The sequence below is a fragment of the Nocardia sp. NPDC004654 genome (genome assembly GCF_040609595.1).
In the GTDB taxonomy this organism is placed as follows: Bacteria; Actinomycetota; Actinomycetes; order Mycobacteriales; family Mycobacteriaceae; genus Nocardia.
On record NZ_JBEXKI010000006.1, the window covers coordinates 541,369 to 567,253 of the forward strand.

The following is a 25,885-nucleotide window of genomic DNA, read 5'->3' on the forward strand; positions in this document are numbered from 1 at the left end:
GAGCGCGATCTCCTCGGCCGGGACGATCACCTGCACCGGCGTGCCGCCGTGCTCGGGGTAGCGCGTGCGCAGCGATTCGTGCCTGCGCACGACGTCGGCCACCGCGAGCCGCAGCGCCTCGACGTCGAGCGCGCCGGACATCCGGATCGCGATCGGCAGGTTGTAGGCGGCCGAGGAGGTGTCGTACTTGTTCAGGAACCACATGCGCTGCTGCGCGTAGGACAGCGGCACCAGTTCGCCGGCGGCGCGCTTGCGCGCGACCAGCGGGGCGCGGCCGTCGCCACCGGTATGCGATTCCACCCGTGCGGCAAGGGCTTCCACGGTGGAGGCCTCGAACAGCGTGCGCACCGGCACCGAAGTGCCGAGCGCCGCGCCGATCCGGGACACCACCCTGGTCGCGATGAGCGAGTTGCCGCCGAGATCGAAGAAGTCGTCGTCCACGCCGACGCGAGGCAGGTCGAGCACCTCGGCGAACACCGCGGCCACCGTCTCCTGCACCGGCGTCACCGGAGCGCGGAACGCCCTGGCCTTGGCGGCGGGCGCGGGCAGCGCACGGCGGTCCAGCTTGCCGTTGACGGTCAGCGGGATCCATTCCAGGCGCACCATGGCCGCGGGCACCATGTAGGCGGGCAGCCGCTCGGCCGCGCCGGAACGCACCGCGTCCAGGTCGGGGACGACATCGGGTTCGGCGACGACGTAAGCGACGATGCGCTGATCGCCCGGCTGGTCCTCGCGCACGATGACCGCCGCCTGGGCGATGCCCGGCTGCGCGAGCACCGCGGCTTCGATCTCGCCGAGCTCGATGCGGAAACCACGCACCTTCACCTGATCGTCGGCGCGACCCAGGTACTCGAGCTCGCCGAAGCGGTTCCAGCGCGCGAGGTCGCCGGAGCGGTACAGGCGCGAACCCGAATCGCCCTGGGTCGCCAGCGGGTTGGCCACGAAACGAGCAGCGGTCAGATCGGGGCGGCCGAGGTAGCCGCGCGCCAACTGCGGTCCGGCGACATACATTTCGCCAGCGACACCGACCGGCACGGGACGCAGCCGGTCGTCGAGCACGTACACGTTCAGGCCCGCGATCGCGCGACCCACGATGCTGCCGGAGGCCGCTTCGATCGTCGCCGCGTCCAGGGCACGGAAGGACACGTGCACCGTGGTCTCGGTGATGCCGTACATGTTCACCAGCACCGGAGCGGAATCGCCGTGGCGGGCAACCCAATCCGACAGACGACGCAGCTCCAGTGCTTCACCGCCGAACACCACGTAACGCAGCGACAGCGGCGCGGCATCCGAGGCGGCATTGCGGTCGGCTTCGGCCAATTGGTAGAAGGCCGAGGGCGTCTGGTTGAGGACGGTCACGCGCTCGTCGCGCAACAGCTCCAGGAACTGCTCCGGAGACCGCGAGGTGAAGTAGTCGACAACGACCACCGTGCCGCCGAACAGCAGCGGACCCCACAACTCCCACACCGAGAAGTCGAACGCATACGAGTGGAACAACGTCCACACATCATCCGGACCGAAACCGAAATCACGATCGGTATTCGCGAACAACCGCACCACGTTCCGATGCGCGACCGCCACACCCTTCGGACGGCCCGTCGAACCCGACGTGTAGATCACGTAGGCGACATGGTCGGGGGTCAGCGCGGCGCGGCGATCGGCGTCGGTGATCGGCGCGTCGTCGGCGTCGACCACATTGCCGGTCTCCACCGCGAACCCGTCCAGCACCACCGAGGGCAGACCCGCCGGGATCTCGACCTCGACCGTGGAATCCAGCACCACACTGGTCGGACGCGAATCCGCCAGCACGTAGGCGATACGGTCGGCCGGATAGGTCGGGTCCACCGGTACGTAACCCGCACCGGTCTTCACGACCGCGAGCAGCGCGACGACCAGATCCAACGACCGCGGCAGGATCACCGCGACCAGCGACTCCGGCCCAGCGCCGTCGTCGATCAGCCTGCGCGCCAACACATTCGCGCGCTTGTCCAGCTCGGCGTAGCTCAACGAGTCCGCACCGAACCGCGCGGCGACCCGGTGCGGATGCGCGGCGACCATCTGATCGAACAACTCGACCAGCGTCACACCCGGCTCGGCGAACCGGCCCACGCCGGCATCCGAGCCCGCCGACACCCAACGCTGCGAGACATCCAGCCGCTCGGCCTCGCCCAGCAGATCGATGTCACCGACGACCACCGACGGGTCCTCGGCCACACCGCGCAGGATGCGCACCAGACGATCGGCGAACGAGGCGACCGTCTCCGGGTCGAACAACTCGCTCGCGTAGTTCCACGACATCGCCAGCCCACCGTCGCGGGCCTCGCCCACGGTCAGCTGCACGTCGAATTTCGCGGTGCCCGCGTCGAACTCGACGACGTCCAGGTCCAAGCCGGGCAGCGCGATGGTGCCCATGTCGGCGGCCGAGGCCGCCTCGAAGGTCAACGCCACCTGGAACAGCGGGTGGTGCGCCTGCGAACGCGCCGGGCTCAGTACGTCCACCAACCGCTCGAACGGCACGTCGGCGTTGGCGAAGGCCGCCAGATCCGTGCGCCGCACCTGCTCGAGCAGATCGCTGAACTTCCCGCCCAGGTCGATCTCGTTGCGCAACACCAGCGTGTTGACGAACATGCCGACCAAGTCGTCCAGGGCACGCTCGCCGCGACCGGCGATCGGGGTGCCGATCGCGATATCGGTGCTGTTGGACAGCCGTGCCGCCCAAGTCGCCAACGCGGCGTGCACGACCATGAACAACGTCACGCCGTGCGCGCGCGCCACATCCTCGAGCGCGCGGTGCAGCTCGGCGTCCACCGAGAAGGCGTGCAGCCCACCGGTGTTCGACGCGATTTCCGGGCGCGGCCGATCCGCGGGCAACTCGATCTGATCCGGCAGATCGCGCAGCTGCTCGGTCCAGTAGGCGATCTGCTTGGCCGCCATCGACTCCGCGTCGTCCTCGGAGCCGAGGACCTCGCGCTGCCACAGCGCGTAGTCGGCGTACTGCACGTCGAGCGGCGCCCAGCCGGGCGCTTCCCCGCCGGCGCGCTCGGTGTAGGCCACCACCACGTCACGCAGCAGCGGACGCAGCGAGAAGCCGTCGGCGCTGATGTGGTGCATGACCAGCACCACGACATGGCTGCGTTCATCGACTGTGAGCAGGTAGGCCCGGAACGGGATCTCGCTGGTCACGTCGAAGTGCACGCTCGCCAGTTCGACGATGCGCGAAGGCAGTTCGGTGCTCGGCACCCACTCCGCGGACAGGTCGAAGCGCACCTCGTCGGCGGGCACGACGCGCTGGTAGCCCTCGCCCTCCACCTCCGGGTAGATGGTGCGCAGCGCCTCGTGGCGGGCGATCACGTCGCGGATCGCGGCCTGCAGCGCGACGGCGTCGAGCTTGCCGGTCAACCGGATGGCGACCGGGATGTTGTTCACCGCGGTGCGGTTGTCGAAGCGGTTGAGGAACCACATCCGCTGCTGTGCGAGCGAGAGCGGCACCAGCTCCGGCCTTGGCTGCGCGACCAGCGGCGCCTTCGCTCCCGTACCGGTGGCCGATTCCACCTTGGCGGCCAGCGCGGCGACGGTGGACGCCTCGAACAGGGTCCTCAGCGGGATCTGAGTGTCCAGCGCCTCGCCGAGCCGGGCCGCCACCTGGGTGGCGACCAGCGAGTTGCCGCCGAGACCGAAGAAGTCGTCGTCCAGGCCGACGCGTTCGATGCCGAGCACGTCGGCGAACGCGCTGGCCACGATCTGCTGCACCGGGGTGACCGGCGCCTGGAAGACCTTCGCCTCGAACGTCGGCTCCGGCAGCGCCTTGCGGTCCAGCTTGCCCGAGGTGTTCAGCGGGAACGCGTCGAGCACCACGAAGGCGGCGGGCACCATGTAGGCGGGCAGTTGCTCGGCGAGCGCGGACTTGACGCGCTCGATGTCGATGGCCGTGCCCGGCTTGGCGATGAGGTAGGCCACCAGCTGATCGCCGGTGCGCTCGTCGGTGCGCACCACCACGACCGACTGCGAGACCTCGTCCAGCGCGGTCAGCGCGCCCTCGATCTCGCCGAGCTCGATGCGCAGACCGCGCAGCTTCACCTGGAAGTCGGTGCGGCCCAAGTACTCCAGCTCACCGGCGGGCGTCCAGGACACCAAGTCGCCGGTGCGGTACATGCGCACGCCGTTGCCGAACGGGTCGGCGACGAAGCGCTCGGTGGTCAGGTCGGGGCGGGTGACGTAGCCGTACGCCAGCTGCGCGCCCGCCAGGTACAGCTCGCCGGGGACGCCGACCGGAACCGGCCGCAGGCGCGAATCCAGCACGTACACCTGGGTGTTGAACACCGGCGCGCCGATCGGCACCGTGACGGTGTCGGCGTCGGTGACCTCGTGGAAGGTCACCTCGACGCCGGCCTCGGTCGGGCCGTACAGGTTGTGCAGGCGCGCGCCGGTCAGCTCGCGCAGGCGCTGCGCGGTGACCGAGGGCAGGCCCTCGCCGGAGGCGAAGACGTTGCGCAGACCGGTGCATTCGGCCGCGCGCGGTTCGACGACGAACAGCGACATCATCGACGGCACGAAGTGCGCCGTGGTGATCTGCTCCTCGATGATCAGCTGGGCGAGGTAGGCCGGGTCGCGGTGGCCGTCCGGCTTGGCGATCACCAAGCGGGCGCCGACCTGCAAGGGCCAGAAGAACTCCCACACCGACACGTCGAACGTCGCCGGGGTCTTCTGCAGGACCACGTCGTCGGCGGCGAGGCCGTACTGCGCGTGACCCCACACCAGGCGGTTGATGATCGCGGCGTGCGAGACCGCGACACCCTTCGGGCGACCGGTCGAACCCGACGTGAAGATCACGTACGCGGTATTGCCGGTGCGCAGCGGCCGGTGCCGGTCCGCGTCGGTGAGCGGCTCGTCGGAGTACGCCGACAGATCCAGCTCGTCGATGCGCACCTGGCGCGCGAGCGCGACACCGAGGTCCGCGCCGGAGGTCAGCACGCAGACGGGGCGCGCCGTGTCGAGGATGTGCTCGATGCGCTCGGTCGGGTTGTCCGGGTCCAGCGGCACGTACGCGCCACCGGCCGCGGACACCGCGTACATGCCGACGAGCAGGTCGAGCGAGCGGCGCATGCCAAGGGCCACATACGATTCCGGGCCGACGCCGTTCTGCTTGAGCCAGCGCGCAAGCCGGTGCACCCGGCTCGCGAACTCGGCGTAGGACAGACTCGTCCCCTCGAACGTGAGCGCGGTCGCGTCCGGGGTGCGCGCGACCTGCGCCTCGAACAGCGCGACCAGCGTCGCGGCGTCGTCGTCGCCCACCGGCGAGGCCAGTGCCGCGTCCACCGCGAATTCGGTGTCGTTCCACTGCCTGAGCACCAGCGCGCGCTCGGCGGCGTCGAGCAACTCGATGTCGCCGATCGCGGTGGACGGCGCTGCGGCGATTCCGCGCAGCACGCGAAGGAAGCGAGCGCCGAAGGAATCCGCGAAGGCGGAATCGAAAAGGTCGGTGGCGTAGACGAGTTCGGCGTCCATCTCGGACTCGCCGTCCGGGATCTCGCTCAGCGTGAGCTGCATGTCGAACTTGGCCGTCGGCTGATCGATGCCCAGTTCGGACACGGTCAGGCCGGGCAGCTCCAGCGAGGTGCGGCCGATGTTCTGGAACGTGAGCATCACCTGGAACAGCGGATGCCGCGCCTGCGAACGGGCCGGGTTGAGCACCTCGACCAGCCGCTCGAACGGCACGTCCGCGTGCGCGAACGCCTGCAGGTCGCGCTCGCGGACCTGGGCGAGCAGGTCGGTGAACGAGGCGGCGGTGTCGATCTGGGTGCGCAGCACCAGGGTGTTGACGAACATGCCGACGAGGTCGTCGAGCGCCTGCTCGCCGCGGCCCGCCACCGGGATGCCGATGGCGATGTCATCGGCGCCGGACAGGCGCGAGAGCAGCGTCGCGAAGGCGCTGTGCACCACCATGAACAGCGTGGTGCCGTGCGCGTGCGCGACCCGGTTCAGCTCGTCGATCAGCTCGCCGGGCACCCGGAAGCGGTGCGTACCGGCCTGATAGGAGGCCACGGTCGGGCGCGGCTTGCCGGGCAGGCGCAACTCGTCGGGCAGATCGGCGAGCGCCGTACGCCAGTAGTCGAGCTGCTCGGAGATGAGCGAGGTGGGATCGTCCTCGTCGCCGAGGGTTTCGCGCTGCCAGAGCGCGAAATCGACGTACTGGACGGCCAGCGGCGGCCAGCCCGGTTCGGAGTTCGACGTGCGCGCCACGTAGGCGGTCATCAGGTCGCGCACCAGCGGCCGCATGGAGAAGCCGTCGGCGGCGATGTGGTGCACCACGACCGCGAGCACGTAATCGCGCTCGCCCAGTTCGTAGATGCGCAGCCGCACCGGCGGCTCGGCGGTGACGTCGAAGCCGCGGTTGACGAATTCGTAGAGCGCACCGTACATCTCGGTCTGGTCGACCTCGACGACGTCCAGCTCCGGAATGGCGCGGATGGACGGAAGCACCCGCTGGTACGGGACGCCCTCGTGCGACGGGTAGACGGTGCGCAGCGACTCGTGCCGCGCGATCACGTCGCCGAGCGCGCCGCGCAGCGCGCTCAGATCGAGCAGACCGCGCAGCCGGACGGCGGCCGGGATGTTGTAGGTGCCCGCCGCCGCGCCCGGCTCGGTGCCGAGATCGAAGCGGTTGAGGAACCACATCCGCTGCTGCGCCAGTGACAGCGGCGGGTGCTCGGGACGGGTCCGCGCGCTGAGCGCTTGGCGTACACCGGTTCCCGCGTGCGATTCGACGCGAGCCGCCAGCGCGGCGACCGTGGGCGCCTCGAACAGCGTGCGCACGCCGACCTCGGCGTCCAGCGCCTTGCTCAGCCGGGCCGCGACCTGGGTCGCGACCAGCGAGTTGCCGCCGAGTTCGAAGAAGTCGTCGTCCACGCCGACGCGGTCGACGCCGAGCAGGTCGGCGAAGATGTCCGCGACGATCTCCTCGATCGGGGTGGACGGCGCGCGGAAGCTCTTGGCCTCGAAGACCGGCGCGGGCAGCGCCTTACGGTCCAGCTTGCCGCTGGCGTTGAGCGGGAAGGCGTCCAGCACGACCAGCGCCGCGGGCACCATGTACCCGGGCAGCGCCGCGGCGAGGCCGGACTTGACCGCCGTGCTGTCCACGACGGAATCCGGTTCGGCGACAACGTAACCCACCAGCTGATCACCGGCGTGCGGATCGGTGCGCACCACGACCACCGACTGTGCGACACCCGGCTGCGCCAGCAGCGCCGCCTCGATCTCGCCCAGCTCGATACGCAGACCACGCAGCTTCACCTGGAAGTCGGTGCGGCCCAGATACTCCAGCTCGCCCTGCTTGGTCCAGGCGACCAAGTCGCCGGTGCGGTACATACGCGAACCAGCGGCGCCGTAAGGGTTGGCGACGAAACGATCCGAGGTCAAATCGCTGCGGCTCAGGTAGCCCAACGCCAGCTGATCGCCCGCCAGATACAGCTCACCCGCGACACCCGGCGCCACCGGGTGCAAACGCGAATCGAGCACGAAAACCCTGGTGTTCCACACCGGACGGCCGATCGGCACCGACACCACGTCGGCGTCCACGACCTCGTGGTAGGTCACGTCGACCGCGGCCTCGGTCGGGCCGTACAGGTTGTGCAGACGCGCACCGGTCAGCTCACGCAGACGCTGTGCGGTCGGCGCGGGCAGGGCTTCACCGGAGGCGAACACCTGACGCAGGCGCGGCGCGGGCACGGTCGCGGCGTCGCCGTTCTCGTTGCCCAGCGTGGAGACGAACACCGACAGCATCGACGGCACGAAATGCGCCGTGGTGATGCCCTGTTCGGCGATGATCTGCGCGAGGTACACCGGGTCGCGGTGGCCGTCCGGCTTCGCGACGACCAGGCGAGCGCCGGTCTGCAAGGGCCAGAAGAACTCCCACACCGACACGTCGAAGGTGGCAGGGGTCTTTTGCAGCACGGCGTCGTCGGCGCCGATCGGGTACTCGTGTTGCATCCACAGCAGGCGGTTCACGATCGCGGCATGGCTGACCGCCACGCCCTTCGGCCGACCGGTCGAACCGGAGGTGAAGATGACGTAGGCGGTGTTGCCCGGACGCAGCGGGCGCACCCGCTCGGCGTCGGTGATCGGCGCACCGGAGGTCTGCGCCGAGCTCGGCAGGTCCTCGACGTATCGGGCGTCGACCGCGCCGTCGGTGACGAACCCGTCGCGGCGGGTTGTCAGCAGCAGGCTGGGCCGCGCGGTGTCGAGGATGTGACCGATGCGGTCGGCGGGCTGATCGGGGTCCAGCGGCACGTAGGCCGCGCCCGTCTGCAGCACCGCGTACATGGCGACGACCAGCTCGGTCGAACGCCGCATGGCAAGCGCCACCAGCGATTCCGGGCCGACGCCGGAGGCGATCAGCTCCCTGGCGATGCGGTTGGCGCGCTCCTGGAGCTCGCGATAGGTGAGCTGTTCGTCCTCGTAGACCAGCGCCATGGCGTCCGGGCTCGCCGCCGCCTGCGCGTCGAACAACGAGACCAGCGTCTCGGTGGGCACCGCGTGGTCGGTGTCGTTCCAGTCGACGAGCACCTGCGCGTGTTCCTCGGGCGCGAGCAGATCGATGTCGCCGATCGGCACGTCCGGGTTCGCGATGACGGCCGCCAGGATGCGGTCCAGGCGGCGCGCGAAGGCGGCAACCGTCGACTCGTCGAAAAGGTCGAGCGCGTAGGAGAACTCGGCCGACATGCCCGCGGCCTCGCCCAGCTCGTCCTGGGTCTCCTGCAGGGTCAGCTGCAGGTCGAACTTGGCCAGGCGGGCGTCGTAGTCGATGCCGTTGACCGAGAGGCCCGGCAGCTGCAGGGTGGCCTGTTTGGTGTTCTGGAAGGCCAGCATCACCTGGAACAGCGGGTGCCGCGCCTGCGAGCGGGCGGGGTTGAGCACCTCGACCAGCCGCTCGAACGGCACGTCGGAATGCGCGAACGCCTGCAGGTCGGTTTCCCTGGCCCGGTCGAGCAGTTCGGCGAAGGTGCCCGCGCCATCCACCTCGGTGCGCAGCACGAGGGTGTTGACGAACATGCCGATCAGGTCGTCGAGGGCGGCCTCACCGCGACCCGCGACCGGCGTGCCGATGGCGATGTCGGAGGTGCCGCTGGCCCGCGCGAGCAGCACCGCGAGGGCGCTGTGCATGACCATGAACAGCGAGGCGTTGTAGCGGCGGCCCAATTCCACAAGGGCGCGCTGGGTTTCGCCGGAGATCACGAACGCGTAGGTGCCGCCCTGGTAGGAGGCGACCGCGGGACGCGGATGATCGGACGGCAGCACCAGCTCGTCGGGCAGGTCGGCGAGTTCGCGCGTCCAGTAGCTGATCTGGCTGGAGATCAGCGAACGCGGGTCGTCCTCGGAGCCCAGGATCTCGCGCTGCCAGAGCGCGTAATCGGCGTACTGGACCGGCAATTCGGCCCAGGTCGGCGCTTCCCACGTGGTGCGCGCCGCGTACGCGACGATGACGTCGCGCGACAGCGGCCCCATCGACCAGCCGTCGGCGGAGATGTGGTGCACCACCATGCCGAGCACGTACTCGGTCTCGCTGATCTCGAAAAGCCGTGCGTGCAGCGGTACTTCGCTGGTCACGTCGAAGGCCATGGTGGCCAGGTCGATCAGGTGCTCGAGCAGGGTCTCCTCGGTCACCCGGTACGGGGTGAGGTCCGGCACGATCTGCGCCGCGTCGAGGACCACCTGCACCGGGCCGCTCCCGGTCTCCGGGAAGACGGTGCGCAGCGACTCGTGCCGGTCGATCACGTCGATGACCGCGACCTGCAGCGCGGCCACGTCCAGCTCACCGGAGAGACGGATGGCAACCGGGATGTTGTTGACCGCCGAGGAGGTGTCGAAGCGGTTCAGGAACCACATGCGCTGCTGAGCGAGCGACAGCGGCACCTCTTCGGGCCGCTCGCGCGCGACCAGCGCCTTGCGCGCGCCGTCGCCCGCCTGCGATTCCACGCGGGCGGCGAGTGCGGCGACGGTGGGCGCCTCGAAGAGCATGCGCACCGGGACGCGGGTGTCCAGTGCGATGCCGACACGGGAGGCGACCTGGGTGGCGATCAGCGAGTTGCCGCCGAGGTCGAAGAAGTCGTCGTCGACGCCGACGCGGGGCAGGTCGAGCACGTCGGCGAAGACCTGGGCGACGATCTCCTCGATCGGCGTTGCGGGAGCGCGGAATTCGCGCACCTCGAACACCGGCGCGGGCAGCGCGCGGCGGTCCAGCTTGCCGTTGACGGTCAGCGGGATCGCGTCGAGCGCCATGAACGCCGAGGGCACCATGTAGGCGGGCAGCCGGTCCGAGGCGGCGCGGCGGACGTCGTCGAGGTCGAGCTCGATACCGGGTTCGGCGACGACATAGGCGACGATGCGCTGGCCGCCGGGCTGGTCCTCGCGCACGATGACCGCGGACTGGGCGATACCGGGCTGTTCGAGGATGGCGGCTTCGATCTCGCCGAGTTCGATGCGGAAACCACGCACCTTCACCTGGTCGTCGGCGCGACCCAAGTACTCGAGTTCACCGAAGCGGTTCCAGCGCGCGAGGTCGCCGGAGCGGTACAGGCGCGAGCCCGCGCTGGCGGCATCGGCGAGGGGGTTGGCCACGAAGCGGGTCGTGGTGAGGTCGGGGCGGCCGAGGTAGCCGCGCGCCAATTGCGGTCCGGCGACATACATTTCGCCGACCACGCCGACCGGTACCGGCTGGAGCCGGTTGTCCAAGACGTAGACGCTCAGGCCGGAGATGGCGCGGCCGACGATGCTGCCGGAGGCGGCCTCGATGGTCGCGGCGTCCAGCGCACGGTAGGACACGTGCACCGTGGTCTCGGTGATGCCGTACATGTTGACCAGCACCGGTGAGGAATCGCCATGCCGGGCGACCCAATCCGACAAACGACGCAGCTCGAGGGCTTCACCGCCGAAGACCACGTAGCGCAGCGACAGCGGCGGCGCGGCGGGTCCCGCGGCACGGTCGGCCTCGGCGAGCTGGTAGAACGCCGAGGGCGTCTGGTTGAGGACGGTCACGCGCTCGTCGCGCAGCAGTTCCAGGAACTGCTCCGGAGACCGCGAGGTGAAGTAGTCGACAACGACCACCGTGCCGCCGAACAGCAGCGGACCCCACAACTCCCACACCGAGAAGTCGAACGCATACGAGTGGAACAACGTCCACACATCATCCGGACCGAAACCGAAATCACGATCGGTATTCGCGAACAACCGCACCACGTTCCGATGCGCGACCGCCACACCCTTCGGACGGCCCGTCGAACCCGACGTGTAGATCACGTAGGCGACGTTGTCGGGGTTCAGCGGCGCGGAGCGGTCCGCGTCGGTGATCGGCGTATCGGCGAAACCGTGTGCGGCGGTGGCGAATTCGTCCAGGACCACGGTGGGCAGGTCGTCCGGAACGGCCACGTCCACCGAGGCGTCGATGACGACGCTGGTCGGACGCGAATCCGCGAGCACGTAGGCGATACGGTCGGCCGGATAGGTCGGGTCGACCGGCACGTAACCCGCACCGGTCTTCACCACGGCGAGCAGCGCGACGACGAGTTCGATCGAGCGCGGCAGGATCACCGCGACCAGCGACTCCGGGCCCGCGCCGTCGACGATCAGCCTGCGCGCCAAGACATTCGCGCGCTTGTCGAGCTCGGCGTAGGTCAGCGACTCCGCGCCGAACCGCGCGGCGACATGCTCGGGGTAGGCGGCGACCGCCTGGTCGAACAGCGCGACCAGGGTGGTTTCGGGGTCGGCGAAACGTCCGGTGCCGCCGTCCGTGCCGGAGGACACCCAGTCGCGCGACACCGCGAGCCGCTCGTCGGCGGCGAGAACATCGATTTCGCCGACGACGACCGCCGGATCGGCGACGACGCTGCGCAGGATGCGCACGAAGCGCTCGGCGAAGGAGGCCACCGTCTCGGTGTCGAACATGTCGGTGGCGAACTGCACCGCCGCCGTCATGCCCTCGGGCTCGCCGTTGCCGCCGCGCTCCTCGGTGATGGTCCACTGCAGGTCGAACTTGGCGATGTCGACCTCGAGCTCGGTGGCGGTCACCGAAAGCCCGGGTAGTTCGAGCGCGCCGTGCGCCATCTCCTGGAAGGAGAGCATCACCTGGAACAGCGGGTGCCGCGCCTGCGAGCGAGTCGGGTTGAGCACATCGACGAGCCGCTCGAACGGCACGTCGGCGTAGGCGAACGCCGCGAGGTCGGTTTCCCTGGTGCGGGCGAGGAAGTCGGCGAAGGACACGCCGCTGTCCACGTCGGAGCGCAGCACCAGCGTGTTGACGAACATGCCGATCAGGTCGTCGAGCGCCTGCTCGCCGCGGCCCGCGATCGGGGTGCCGATCGCGATGTCGCTGGTGCCCGACAGGCGACCGAGCAGCACCGCGAGCGAGGCGTGCACGACCATGAAGAGGCTGACGCCCTGCGCGCGCGCCAATCCCGCGAGGGCGGTGTGCAATTCGGCGTCGATGTCGAAGCGCACCGTGCTGCCGCGGAAGCTCTGCACGGGCGGACGCGGCCGGTCGGTGGGCAGGTCCAGCTGGTCGGGAAGACCGCCGAGCTGGCGTCGCCAGTAGGCGATCTCGCGGGCGGCCATCGAACCCGGATCGGCTTCCGAGCCGAGCAGTTCGCGTTGCCAGATGCTGTAGTCCTGGTACTGCACCGGCAGCGGCGACCACGCGGGCGCCTCACCGGCGGCCCGCGCCAGATACGCGGTGGCCACGTCCCGCGAAAGCGGGCCGAAGGAGAAACCGTCGGCCGCGATGTGATGCACCACGAAGGCGACAGCGTGATCGGGCGTTCCGTTGGTCGACCCGCCGGTCACCTGGTAGATCCGCACCCGGATCGGCAGCTCGCGCGCCACGTCGAAGCCCGTGCTGGCGAATTCGGTGAGCACACCGGACAACTCGGATTCGTCGATGGCCTGCACCGAGATCGCCAAGTTGATCTCGTCGTCCGGCACGACCTGCTGGTAGCCGCCGTCACCGGACTCCGGGAACACGGTGCGCAGCGACTCCTGCCGCGCCATCACATCGTTGAGCGCCGCCTCGAGCGCCGGGATGTCGACATGTCCGCGCAACCGCACCACGAACGGCAAGTTGTAAGTCGGCGCCGACGGATCGAACTGGTTGATGAACCACATCCGCTGCTGCGCCAACGACAGCGGCACGCGGGCGGGCAGCTGCTGAGCCACCAGCGGCGGACGCGAACCCTCGCCCGGACCCGCCGTTTCCGCGCGCGCGGCCAGACCGGCCACCGTCGGCGTCTCGAACAACGCGCGCACCCCGAGCTGGATGCCGAACGCCGCACCGATCCGCGACACCACCTGGGTCGCGACCAGCGAGTTACCACCCAGATCGAAGAAGTTGTCGTCGATACCGATCTGCTGCTGGCTCAGCACATCGGCGAAGATCCCGGCCACGATCTGCTCGGCCTGCGTGCGCGGCGCGCGATAACCGGCGTCCGCGGCGAACACCGGCTCCGGCAACGCCTTTCGATCCAGCTTGCCGGAAGTGTTGAGCGGGAACGCCTCCAACACCATCACCGACGCGGGCACCATGTAGCTGGGCAACTGCTCGGAGGCGAAGCGCGTCAGCTCCGCCGGATCGATCGAATGACCCGGCGCGGGAACCACATACGCCACCAGCTGCTGACCGGTCGCGGTATCGACCACCAGCACCGCGGACTGGCTCACCGCCGGGTGCGCCAGCGTCACGGTCTCGATCTCACCCAGCTCGATCCGCTGACCGCGGAACTTCACCTGGAAGTCGGTACGACCGATGTACTCCAACGTGCCAGCGGGGCTCCACCGCACCAGGTCGCCGGTGCGGTACATGCGCTCAACGTTCGTGCCGAACGGGTTGGCCACGAAGCGATCCGAGGTCAGGTCGGGGCGACCGCGATAACCGCGGGCCAGCTGACGTCCGCCCAGGTACAACTCACCGGGGGCGCCGATCGCGGCCGGACGCAGCCGCGAATCCAGCACGTAGACCTCGACGTTCCACTCCGGGATGCCGATCGGCACCGTCACCGTGTCGGCGGCGGTGGCCTCCCAGTAGGTCACCGAGACCGCGGCCTCGGTGGGTCCGTACAGGTTGTGCAGGCCAGCGGAGGTGATCGCGCGGAAGCCCGCGGCGGTCTCCGGCGGCAGCGCCTCGCCGATCACGAACACCGCGCGCAGCGTCGCGCACTGCTCGGCGGTGGCGTGCGCGACGAACACCGTCAGCATCGAAGGCACGAAGTCGGTGACCGTCACGCCGTGGCGCTGGATCATCTGCGCCACGTACAACGGGTCGCGGTGCCCGTCCGGGGCGGCGACGACCAGCTTCGCGCCGACCATCAACGGCAGGAAGTAGCCCCACAGCGACACGTCGAAGGTGGTCGCGGTCTTCTGCAGGTAGACGTCGGCGGCGGTGAGCCGGTACTCGTCCAGCATCCACAGCTGCTGGTTGACGATCGCGTGATGGGTGACCGCCACACCCTTCGGGCGACCTGTGGAACCCGAGGTGTAGATGACGTAGGCGGTGTTGGCCGGGCGCAGCGGCGCCAACCGGTCCGCGTCGGTGACCGGCGCGTCGGAGAACTCCGACACATCCAGGGTGTCGATCTCGACTCGCCGCACCGTTTCCGGCAGTTCCAGGTCGTCGTGCGAGAGCGTGAGCACGCACACCGGATCGGCGGATTCGAGGATGTAGGCGGTGCGATCGGCCGGATGATCCGGATCGATCGGCACATAGGCGCCACCGGCCTTGAGCACCGCGTGCATGCCGATGACCAGCTCGAGCGAACGCCGCATACCCAAAGCCACCAGCGACTCCGGGCCCACACCGTCGGCGACGAGGAACCGCGCCAACCGGTTGACCCGCGCGCCGAACTCGGCGTAGGTCAGCGTTTCGCCCTCGAAATCGAGGGCGATGTTGTCCGGAGTCAGCGGGATCTGGGCGTCCAGCAACGCCGCCAAGGTGGTCTCGGGAACGTCTTGTTCGGCGTCGTTCCACTCCACCAGCGTGGTCTCGCGCTCGGCTTCGGTGGTGACCGGCAGCTCCCAGACGCGCGCGTCGGCGTCGGCGGCCAGGAACCGGTCGAAGAACTCCAGGAACCGGCCGTGGTGGGCGCGCGCCTCGTCGGCGGTGTAGAGATTCGGGTTGGTCTCGAAGTCGATGTGCGAGCTGGTGCCCGACTGATAGAAATTGACGCCCAGGTCGTCGATGCTGCCGGTGGACAGCACGTGCATCCGACCGGCCATCGGGCCGAGCATCATCTCGCTGGTGAACAGCATGATGTTGACCCACGGGCCGAAGAACTGCGTGGCCACCATGCCGTCACCGGCCGCGTCGCGACGGATGTCCTCGTGCCGGTAGCGCTGGTGCCGCAGCGCGCCGGACACCTCGATCTGCACCGACTTCAGCAACTCGGCGACGGTCGTGTCGTGCCCGACGCGCAGCCGCAGCGGCACGATGTTGGAGGCCACACCGCCGGAACGGCGCATTGTCGCGGTGGTGCGCGCGGTCACCGGCAGGCTGAGGATCACGTCCTCGGCGCCGGTCAGCTGGGCGAGGTAGGTCGCGAAACCGGCGATGAGCAGACCGGCGGGCGAGTTGTCGTGGCGGGCGACGGCCTCGGCGAGCAGCGCGTCCTGATCCGGCGACAGCGCGGCGCTGGAGATCCCGTTGACCGGCGCGGGCGGGGCCGAACGACCGGCCAGACTGGAGCCCTCTTCGAGCCCGGCGACCCGCTCGGCCCAGTGCTGCTTGTCGGCCTGGAAGCGGGAGCTGTCGCGGTAGGCGATCTCCGACTCGTAGAGCGTCTTCAGGTCGGCGGCCTTGGCCGGTTTCGGCTCTTCGCCGTTGACCGCGGCCGTGTAGTGCGCGGCGATCCGGGACATGAAGGTGATCGCGCCGAAGCCGTCGAGCACGATGTGGTGCGCGCGCGAGTACCAGAACCAGCGCGCGTCCTCGAGCCGCAGGGCGGCGGCGCGGACCAGGCGGTCGCCGACGATGTTCAGCGGGCGGCTGTACTCGGCGCGCATCCACTCGGCGGCCGCGGCCTCCGGGTCCTCGGCATCGCGCAGGTCGACGTACTCGAGCGTGGCGTCCTGCGTGGGGTCGACGGTCTGGAACGGCTGACCGTCGAGCTCGACGACCTTCAGGAAGCCGGAGCCGAGCTCCAGCGCGGCCTCGCGGCTGGCACGCTCCAGCGCGGCGAGATCGAGCTCACCCCGCAGGTCGACATATTGTGCGATATTGATCGGCACCTGCGGATCGACGTGCTGGGCATACCAGATGCCCAGCTGTGCGGGCGACAGCGGGAAGAATTCGCCACCAGCTTCGCCGTTCCCGCCGAAATCCAGCCGGTCCAACCGTAACCTCGCTTCCGGAACACCACGCAAGCGCTCCCCGACGACACCCGGACAGGACGCACACCTTTCACAGCGTGGCGCCTGCGTCCCCGGGTTCAGTTCTCGTATCAATCAAGCTAAAAAAGTTCACTGGCACTATCTGTCCAGTGGGCCGATCTTGTTACATGGGACCGACCACTACCCACCGACCGGCCGAGCCGGGACATTTGTCGCTGATCACCGGAACAATCTACCCGCGCCTACCCTCAGCGACCAACCAAGATCCATAGCGGTGGAACATCACTGCTGGCAGGGCGTTCGGGTCGAGTTTGCTGAATTCGGTGTAGCGGTTCTCACAGCGAGATGGCTCACGCCACGAGACGCGGTCCGCCGGAGGGCCGTTCCGCCGCGCCGTCCGGACCCACCTGTCGCGCAGTCCGCTTCGGCGTCGCCACCAGCGCCGACGGGGCCCCAGCTACTTTTCGTTGGAACCGATGCCGGCCCGGCCGCGTCTAGTTGGTTGTCGGTATGTTCTAGGCCCAGCACGGTCGGGGCGGAGTAGCGGAGGGGTCGGGCGTGGGCATCGAGATTCCGGAGCCGTTGCAGTGGGCTGCGAAATATGTTGTGGGGGCGGGGGATTGGCCCGAGGGTGATGAGACCGCGATGCGTCGGGTGGAGTCGGCGTGGTCGGGTTTGGCGGAGACGTTGCGGGGGTTGGATTCCGAGGCGACCCATGTGGTGAAGGCCGCGATCTCGGCGTTGGATGGTGAGACCGGGGCGGCGTTGTCGTCGCATTGGGAGAAGTTGGGTGGGGGCGCGGGGGCGTTCGATGGGCTGATCAAGCATGTGGAGACGTTGGCTGATCAGATCGGGGATGGTGCTGCTGATATCGAGCACACCAAGTTGGTGATCATCGCGTCGTTGGTGATTTTCGCGGTGGAGATGGCCGCGGCGTTGGCGGCGATGGCGACGGGGGTGGGTGCGCCCGCGGGTGCGGCGGCGGGCGCGGCGGCGCGGGCGGCGACGCAGGTGGCGATCCGGGTGGCGATCAAGCAGTTGGTCAAGCGGATCATCTCGAAGGCGGCGATGAAGGCGGCGGGGCGGGCTGCGTTGCGTGGGGCGTGGGAGGCGGTGTTGGAGGAGGCCTTCCTGGATGTGGGGTTGAAGTTGGCGCAGGTGGCGGCGGATCGGCGGGATCCGTTGTCGAAGGAGGAGTGGGTCGAGTCGGGTAAGACGTTGTTGACCGCGGGGGTGGCGGGGGCGACGGAGGGGTTGTTGGGTGGGTCGGGTGGTCCGGGGCGGGGTGGGAATCCGTTGTCGGAGGGGTTGAAGGAGGCGGGGAAGGAGACGTTGACGGGGTTGGCGGGGGAGGTCGCGGCGGCGGCGACGGATGCGGCGTTGAACGATAAGCCGTTCGATTTGGGGGAGGTGTTGACGACCGAGACGTTGACCTCGTCGTTGGCCGGGGGTGTGCAGTCGGGGGTCGAGTCGGCGGGGGATCGTGGGGGTGATGAGGGGGTCGGGGACCCCGGTGATCAGGGGAATCGGGACCAGCAAGACGATCCTGGGCAGGATCAGCAGGACGATCCCGGGCACAGCCAGGATGAAAGTCGGCAGGGCGATCCGGGTCAGCAGAACCAGAATCAGCAGGATGATCCGGGACGGGATCAGCAGGATCCGGGGCGGACGCAGCCGTCGGGGGCGCAGAACGATCCTGGTCAGCAGACTCAGCCCGCGGGGAATCAGCAGTCGCAGCCCTCGCAGCAGCAGTCGACGCAGCCCTCGGGCCAGCAGTCACAGTCGACAGATCAGCCGACCCAGCCGACGGGCCAGTCGACCCAGCCATCGGGCCACCAGTCACAGCCGTCGGAACAGCCCACGCAGCCAACGCACCCCTCGGACCAGCAGAACCAGCCATCCGGCCAACAGAACCAGCCGTCGGATCAGTCGAGCCAGCCCTCCGGCCAGCAAAACCAGCAACCGGACCAGCCCACCCAGCCGTCGTCGGACCAACAGAACCAACAGCCTGAACCGCCGAGCGGTGGACCGAACCAGTCGTCGGATCAGCCGACCCAGCCAACGGGACAGCAGACGCAGTCGTCGGACCAGTCGAGCCAGCCATCCGGCCAACAGAACCCGCCGTCGAGCCAGCCCACTCAGCCGTCTGGACAACCGTCGCAGCCGGATCAGCAGAGTCAGCCGTCTGATCAGCAATCCTCGGACCGACCCGGCCAGCCGTCGGGCCAACAAACGCAGCCCTCGGAACAGCCGACCGGGCAACAGCCACAGCCCTCCGGCCAGCAGGCGCAGCCCTCCGCCCAACAGCCGCAGCCGCCCGCCCAGTCGAGCGACCCCACGCATCCGTCGACAGGTCAGCCGACCCAGCCCGGTCAGAACACCCAGCAAGACCACTCTTCGAGCACCGAGCCGACCCCGTCCCAGCGCAACGACTCGCCACCGACCACGCCGAGCCCTGGCTCGACAACTGATATCCCGACCGGCAGCGACCCATCAGCTCAACGTCCCGCCCCGGACACCTCCGATCAGTCCGGCCGCGAGAACAACCCCACATCGAACACCCCGCCCGGTTCGGTCCCTACGCAACCGACCACGCCGTCCTCGCCGAGCAACCCCACCATCCCGACCTCCGGTATCCCAGGAACGACTTCTTCCCAGGAACCGTCCCGCCCGGCGGACGACCGCACCCCGTCTACACCGTCGACTCCTGAGAACGGCACTCCGTCTACACCGTCGACTCCGGGAACCACGACCCCGTCGAACCCCGCTACGACACCGTCCACCCCGACCGCGTCGAACCCGGGACCATCGAACCCGGACAGCACGACAACATCGTCGACCACTCCGCCGGGCACCACCGGCACTCCCGCCTCGGGCCCTCCGACCACCCCTGCGCCCACCGCGCCCGCTAACAGCACCCCCGCAACGAACCCCACCGGGCCGACGACGACCAGCCCCACCACGTCGAATCCGACCGCCCCCGTATCGACGGACACCAGCACCGCCTCCGCAACGGCGACAGCCACTCCGTCGGCACCCGCGTTCCCGGCCTCCTCACCCACCGACACCGCGCGCCCCACCGGCGACAGCGCCCCCGCATCCGCACAGGCGGGCACGGCGGCCACCCCTGCGCCGAACACGCCCACCACCGGCACTCCCGCCTCCAGCACGCCGACCACCGCACAGCCCGGAACCACCCCGAACCAACCCGCGGCAACCACCCCGAGCACCGGTCCGCAAAATCAGCCGACCCAGCGCCCCGGCGTCGCACCAAACCCCGCATCCCCCAATCAATCTCCGGCAGACACCCGAACTCCCAGCACTCCGGCAACTTCCGCGAACACTGCCCAGCCCACCCAGCGCCCCGGCACCGCACCAAACCCGGCAGCCCCCATACCATCCTCGGCAGACACGGGAACGCCCGGCACCCCGCCAACGCCCACGAATGCTGGCCAGCCCACCGGAACCACCCCGAACACTGCCACCGAGGCCGCACCGACCCAGCGCCCGAACACGCCCGCGAGCCACGGCATCGAGCCTTCCACCGCTCCCCGCCCGAGCACGCCCTGGAACACCCAGCCCTCCACCAACTCGCCCTCGAACACCCCCGACTCCGGCGAACAGACACAGCCGCGGCCGAACGACGAATCCCCGGCGAACCAGACTCCCGCGCAACAGAAGCCAAACCCGCTCGGCCCCGCCAACCGCCCCGGCTTCGACCCCGCGAACCACAAATTCATCGCCCACTACAACGACGGCCGTCCCATCCCCCGCGACCCCTTCTACGCGGGCCAATACAACCCGCACATCGGCCGCTACCAACCCACCGAAGCCGAAATCCGCGCCGAACGCGAACAGCTCCAGAACAACTCGAACAGCCCGGGCACCACGACGACCAACACCGCGTCATCCGGCCCAACCTCCGACACCCCAACGCATCCCGGCAACAGCGCCTATCCGGTCCAGCCGCAGCCCAACGCGACCACACCGACCAGCACACCTGCCGATCCGGGCCGCCCGCAGACGCCACTCCCCAACGTCCGCGCACCGGAATCGTCTCCGCCGCAAGGTCCGCACACCCACGCGACCCCGCAGAACACCAACCCACACAACACACCTCACCGACCGGGTCCGCAACCTCCCCGCACGACTCCGCAATCCGCCGACCCACGCAACACACCCCATCGGCCCGCACCCCAGCCTCCCCGCAACACTCCACAGAACGCCGACCCGCGCAACGCACCGCACCGCCTGGGACCACAGCCACAACGCACCACCCCACAAAACGCCGACCCGCGCAACACACCGCAGCGGCCGGCACCCCAGCCTCCGCGCACCACTCCACAAAACGCGGACCCGCGCCACAACCAGCCCAACCAGCAGACCCCCGGCCCCGCTCGGACAGCACAACCGAACCCCAACTCCCCCAGCGCACCGCCGGGCCCCCCGAACCGACCGCAAAACCCGACCTCCCCGCAACAGCGTCGGATCGACCAGGCCCGCTCGGCCCGCGAGTTCTACCGCACCCAAACCCCCTTGGGCGGAACGACATCCGTCCAAGCACGCGGTATTCACGCGGGCCTCGGCAGACCCAACTACGAAGTCCGCCGCCACCGACTCCCGTCGGGCGAGTACGTCTCGATCCTGACCGTCCGCGTCCACGTCTCCCCCACCGCGGGCATCTCCCCCAACGACATCCGCCGCCTGATGTCCAACACCGAAAACGCCGCCGACGCCGCCTTCAACTCCGCACCGAGCCTGCTCAGCGGCGACCGCGTCCTCGTCGACGTCGTCTTCACCAACGACCCCGCGAACGCCCACCTCGACGTCAACGCCACCCCAATCGGCGAGGGCCGCGACAACTGGTCCCCCGGCGACCGCCCGAACACCCTCGCCGACAACCTCCGCATGCACCTCGGCCTCATGCCGAGCCCCACCAACGGCGACCCCGGCTTCACCCCCGACGACCTCCGCCAACTCAGCAACGACATCGCCGCCGCCAACACCGATCCCCGCTTCGACAACCCGTCGGATACGCGAATCGACGGACCGTTTCGACTCGCACCCGTCGAAAACCCTGCCTATCAGCACGACGTCGAAGACTCGCTACGCAACGGCAACGAATTCGTCGTCGGCGCCGATCCACGCACCCACCCGTACGGGCAACTGGTCAACGATGGCGGACCTACGGTCCCGGGCCGCAGCAACAACTGCCTCGACTGCTCTCTGTCGGCGTTGTCGTCGTTCTACGGAAACCCGCAGGTCTCCGCGCCTCGACACCCTGACCAGATGCCAGACGGAAGCATCGATGACCGCAGCGGCGAGTTCCGTGGTCCTGAACGCGCGGCGGCCTGGCTCGACGCGCCTTGGCTGAACTACGGCGACCGCCCCATCGCCGAGCAGTTCGAGGCACTGCACAACTGGATAGCCCATTTGGGCCCCGGGTCATCCGCGCTGGTCGGAAACTACTGGCACGCCCGCGACGAGAACAACCAGCTCATGTACGACGACGAGGGCAATCCTGTCATCGACGGTGGTCACGCTACGGTCATCCTCTACCCGCCCGGTGCCACTGGACCGGTGTGGTGGGATCCGCAGCAAGGCACGACCTCGGACGTGCCCCCTGCCTCTCTGATCGACGGCTCCTGCCAGCTGATTTTCATCCCCATCGATCCCAATGGAGGACCACACAATGCCGGAGCCTCTGGAAACCCCGCAGCAAGTTCGGGAGTACTTGGCCAGAGCCCTCAAGACGGACCGCAAATACCGAGTTCTGGAATTCCAGCACGGATGGGTCTGCCGTGGAGTCCTGACGCAGGAGGAGATAGCGAACGGTCAGGGAATGGGCCAGGGGAGCTACGTGGTCAACAAACAGACCGGGGTAGTGACGGCACATTCGAGCCTGCATCCAACGACGATCGGGGAGAACTACGACGCAGCGATACAGGCTGGACGCCCGGTACAGGGCTACCAGGTGTATCCCCCGACCTGGAGAGTCCACATCGAACGGATTCGGGAGAGCCGAGCCGAGATCGACTACCGAGTCCGAGCGGAGTCACTGACCCAACCACCCCAACCCCCGGTCGAACACCATCTGATAATCAACAAGCACACCCACCGCTTCTACACGGAGACCCCGGCAACCCACGTGACCTGCCGCCAAGCAGCGGGTTGGGCCCAAGCCCGCAGCCAGACGGGAGCCTGGCCGGAGACCGGGACGTTCGAGTTCTGAACTCCCCGTCGGCCACCGACCCGACGACCACACCGACGACCTCCCCCTCGTCGCTCACACCACAGCACCAGACCCCCGACACGGCCGACCAAACCCCAGCCAGGCCAACACAACAACCCGGCCCGTCGACCACCCCGACGCCATCCACCGGGCTCCCGTTCAACGGCACCGACAACCGACCGACGCCGGACAACCAAACGAGCCCCACCAACCGGCCGACGCCAGACAACCAGGCGCGTCCCGCCACCCAACCGCGAGCCGGTGATCAGTCGCGCCCGGACACACGCACTGCATCCGCCGAACCCGCACGGACATCCCCGTCCGAGCACCCCGCCCAACCGCACAACCGCGGCCACGTCGGGGACCAGCCGACCCGGCCCGAACACCGCACCCCTTCACCGGACCAGCCAACGCGGCCCGAACACCGCTCCCCATCCCCAGACCAGCCAACGCGGCCCGAACACCGCTCCCCATCCCCAGACCAGCCAACGCGGCCCGAACACCGCACTCCCACGCCGAACCAACCCACTCGGCCCGAACCACGGCCGCCCTTCTCCGACAACCCCACCCGTCCGGAGCACCGCCCCATCCAGGGCAATGACACCAACCGCACAGCGCCCCAACAGAATCCGACGTCCCAAAACCCGAACCGCCGCAGCTTCGAAGACTGGCAGAACTGGTTCGAACAGCACGAATACAACCCCAACTCCACCCCGTGGGCCGCCACCACCCCACAAGACTCCGCCACCACCCCCGCCCAATCACCAACTCCCGCAATTAACTCCGCGACCACGCCCGCCTCCACACACTCCCCCGCACCCACCCCATCGCAAAACCCCACCACCCCAACCGAACACCCGACGACCCCCCTCAACCAATCTCACGCAAGCGACACCAAACCCCCGGCGGACACCTCCACCCCGGCGACCCCGGACTCCACCACCCCGCCCACAAACCACACCCCCACCAGCACCGCCCTCGGCGACGACCCCGCCACCCACCGAGTCCAAAACAACCTCCGCAACGAAGGCGACTTCGACGTCATCTTCCACGCCGACCAAAACGGCACCCCCCTCGACAACGTCACCCCCGACCAAATCGTCGACGCCATCCGCAGCAACCCCAACTACAAACCCGGCACCCCCATCCGCCTCATCGCCTGCAACACCGCCAACAACCCCGACCTCGCCCGCCACATAGCCAACGAGCTCGACGTCCCCGTCCACACCCCCTCCGACGCCGTAGGCACCCCCAACAAACCCAACTCCCCCGCCCACGTCCGCAACAACGGCGCCTGGACCACCCACCACCCCACCACCCCCGAAGGCCACACCCCCGCCCCCACCACCCACACCCCACCACCCTCCACTCCACCCACCCCCGACGAACCCGTCGACTACATGGGCGACGACACCGAATCCGCAGCAACGGACGGTGGGTCCACCGACGACGCCCATAGCCGGGATCAACCTCGCGACGCATCGCAACGAGAAATAATGCAACAGCAGGTCAAGCGTGCGAACGAGGATGAGAAATACTTCAGGGAGTACTACCGTTCAGATGGTCAGCGAAAGGACAAAACGCGCCGAGATGATACTGGGCACGTCCCGCCGCAACTAGTCCGAGACACTCGTACCGGAGACTGGATCGCCGCGAGCGATGCTCCGCCGCCGATTCCGCCCAAATTTCACGACATCGGCGAACTCGGAAACCCGACCGGCCGAGACAGCGCTACCGCAGAGGCACTCGAACGCCTCGACGCGGCCGCCCAAAGACGCCACCAGGCGATCCAATCGGACATCGCTGCGGAGAAGCTTTTGAAAGCCGCGAAAGACGCTGCTGAAAAGGACGACACACAAGCCAACCGCGACGAGCTAGAAAGGGCGCGCGCCGAACACAGACCACTCCACCATGAAATGTCACGGGCCTCGGAATATTTCGGTGAAACCATTGCCGAGCACCATGTGATACCCGAGCACTACCCAGGCGCGGAACGTCAACCGCTGGGAGGCCCAGCGAACGGTAATGACCAGTTCGATCAGGTTTGGAAAACCCCCGATGGGCGATATGTCGTCATCGAAGCGAAGAGTAGTGTCGACACCGAACTCGGCGCACGTAACCTGCCCAGCGGGATCCGCGCTTCACAAGGAACACGCGAGTACTTCACAGACATCGTAAGGATTATGAGACAACGGGGAGAGAACGAACTGGCCGACGACTTGATGGATGCACTTGACGAGGGCCGCCTCGACTATATCCTGGTCAAGGGCAATAAGAACGCCGGCGAATACGCGGGATACACAATGGCCAAGTTCGACATCACCGGAGAAGAGCACCAGTGAACATTTCTCGGCATACTGTTCAGATAGCAGATCCAGAATCGAGCGCCACGGGCTTTCGTCGGAGTATGGCAAGGGGTCTCGAACGGCTCTCCCGCTCTACTCGCGCCTTCGACGATACGTTCAACACGTCGACGAGCAATATCTCCGCACAGCTGATGGTCGACCCACAAGCGTCGAAAGTCGAGACCTGGGAATCGATGGTCACCGCGATGCAGATCGGCTCCGCAATGTTCGCGGCAGCGACGGCGCCCGCTGAAACAACGATCAATTGCATGATCGACCACAAGGAATACACTTTCCCGGCGATCGGGCCCACCTACTACACCAATGCCGGAAATTGGATTTCCGCGTTTTGGTATGCCATTGTGTGCAGAGACCAGACACGCATGTCCGCACTGGCTGCCGTGCCGCTCGACCTGCTCCGGGCGTCCGGCGCAGTCCACGACGACTACCTCTACGACTGGGTGGACACGCTTCAGACCTATTGGACGGAGCAACCTGGAATAGTCGAAAAACTCACCACCACACTGGACAAATCCAGTCCCGACATCGCTTCCATCGCAGACCGCGAGACGCTGGACAAGATACTCTACCCACCCATCAATTTGTTCTACCGATTCCTGCGACGCGACCACAGCGGCTTCAACGAAGCCCTGGCGGAGGCACTACATCTGCACCAGCAGTACTGGACATCACCGGAACGCGAAATGTATCTATCGGGAAACCTGGCACTGGGCCCGCTGGCAATAACCTGCCTTGCCTACGACGCCGGATTCCCGATCGAAGTGGAATCCGACTACATACCAATTGGATTCCTGGACCGAGGCTGGCTCGGCGAATTTCCGACATAATGCCCTCTTACGCGGCAACAGGTAATTTCGGGATCTGACGCCGAACTACCGATGCCGTGCACTACACACAGAAGAACCAGCACACGAGGGGGACGAAT

6 protein-coding genes (1 of these 6 cut by a window edge) are annotated in these 25,885 nt (G+C 68.1%); 2 read left to right on the forward strand and 4 right to left on the reverse strand.

The annotated features are described in order from the left end of the window. The 4 genes from ABZV58_RS22945 to ABZV58_RS22960 form a co-directional block, all read right to left on the reverse strand. Positions 1-16,365, reverse strand: partial view of a non-ribosomal peptide synthase/polyketide synthase gene (locus ABZV58_RS22945; protein ID WP_355002171.1) — the 5' end (the start) only. 20,721 nt of this gene lie to the left of the window's left edge; 16,365 of the gene's 37,086 nt are visible here — the first part of the coding sequence; the start codon lies at positions 16,363-16,365; its stop codon lies off the left edge, out of view. An 842-nt stretch (positions 16,366-17,207) separates the two neighbouring features. Continuing rightward, positions 17,208-17,408, reverse strand: a complete 201-nt coding sequence (locus ABZV58_RS22950) for a hypothetical protein (protein ID WP_355002172.1) — start codon at positions 17,406-17,408, stop codon at positions 17,208-17,210. A gap of 1,479 nt (positions 17,409-18,887) precedes the next feature. Continuing rightward, entirely contained in the window at positions 18,888-19,592 is a 705-nt protein-coding gene (locus tag ABZV58_RS22955) for a hypothetical protein (RefSeq protein ID WP_355002173.1), read from the reverse strand. Positions 19,593-19,652: 60 nt separating this feature from the next. Continuing rightward, the gene (locus tag ABZV58_RS22960) at positions 19,653-19,967 is read right to left on the reverse strand and encodes a hypothetical protein (RefSeq protein WP_355002174.1); all 315 of its coding nucleotides are present in this window, start codon (positions 19,965-19,967) and stop codon (positions 19,653-19,655) included. A gap of 931 nt (positions 19,968-20,898) precedes the next feature. On the opposite strand from ABZV58_RS22960, the gene ABZV58_RS22965 reads away from it, so the two are divergent. Both ABZV58_RS22965 and ABZV58_RS22970 read left to right on the forward strand, forming a co-directional pair. Beyond that, positions 20,899-24,936 (forward strand): toxin glutamine deamidase domain-containing protein, encoded by a 4,038-nt coding sequence (locus ABZV58_RS22965; RefSeq protein ID WP_355002175.1) that lies wholly within the window; start codon positions 20,899-20,901, stop codon positions 24,934-24,936. Between the two features lie 65 nt (positions 24,937-25,001). Beyond that, entirely contained in the window at positions 25,002-25,787 is a 786-nt protein-coding gene (locus ABZV58_RS22970; protein WP_355002176.1) for an immunity 49 family protein, read from the forward strand. Positions 25,788-25,885 lie beyond the last annotated feature (98 nt).

Bases quoted from the DNA above. Each gene is read 5' to 3' on its own strand.
- ABZV58_RS22970 (WP_355002176.1), top strand. From the start codon at position 25,002: ATGGCAAGGGGTCTCGAACGGCTCTCCCGCTCTACTCGCGCCTTCGAC.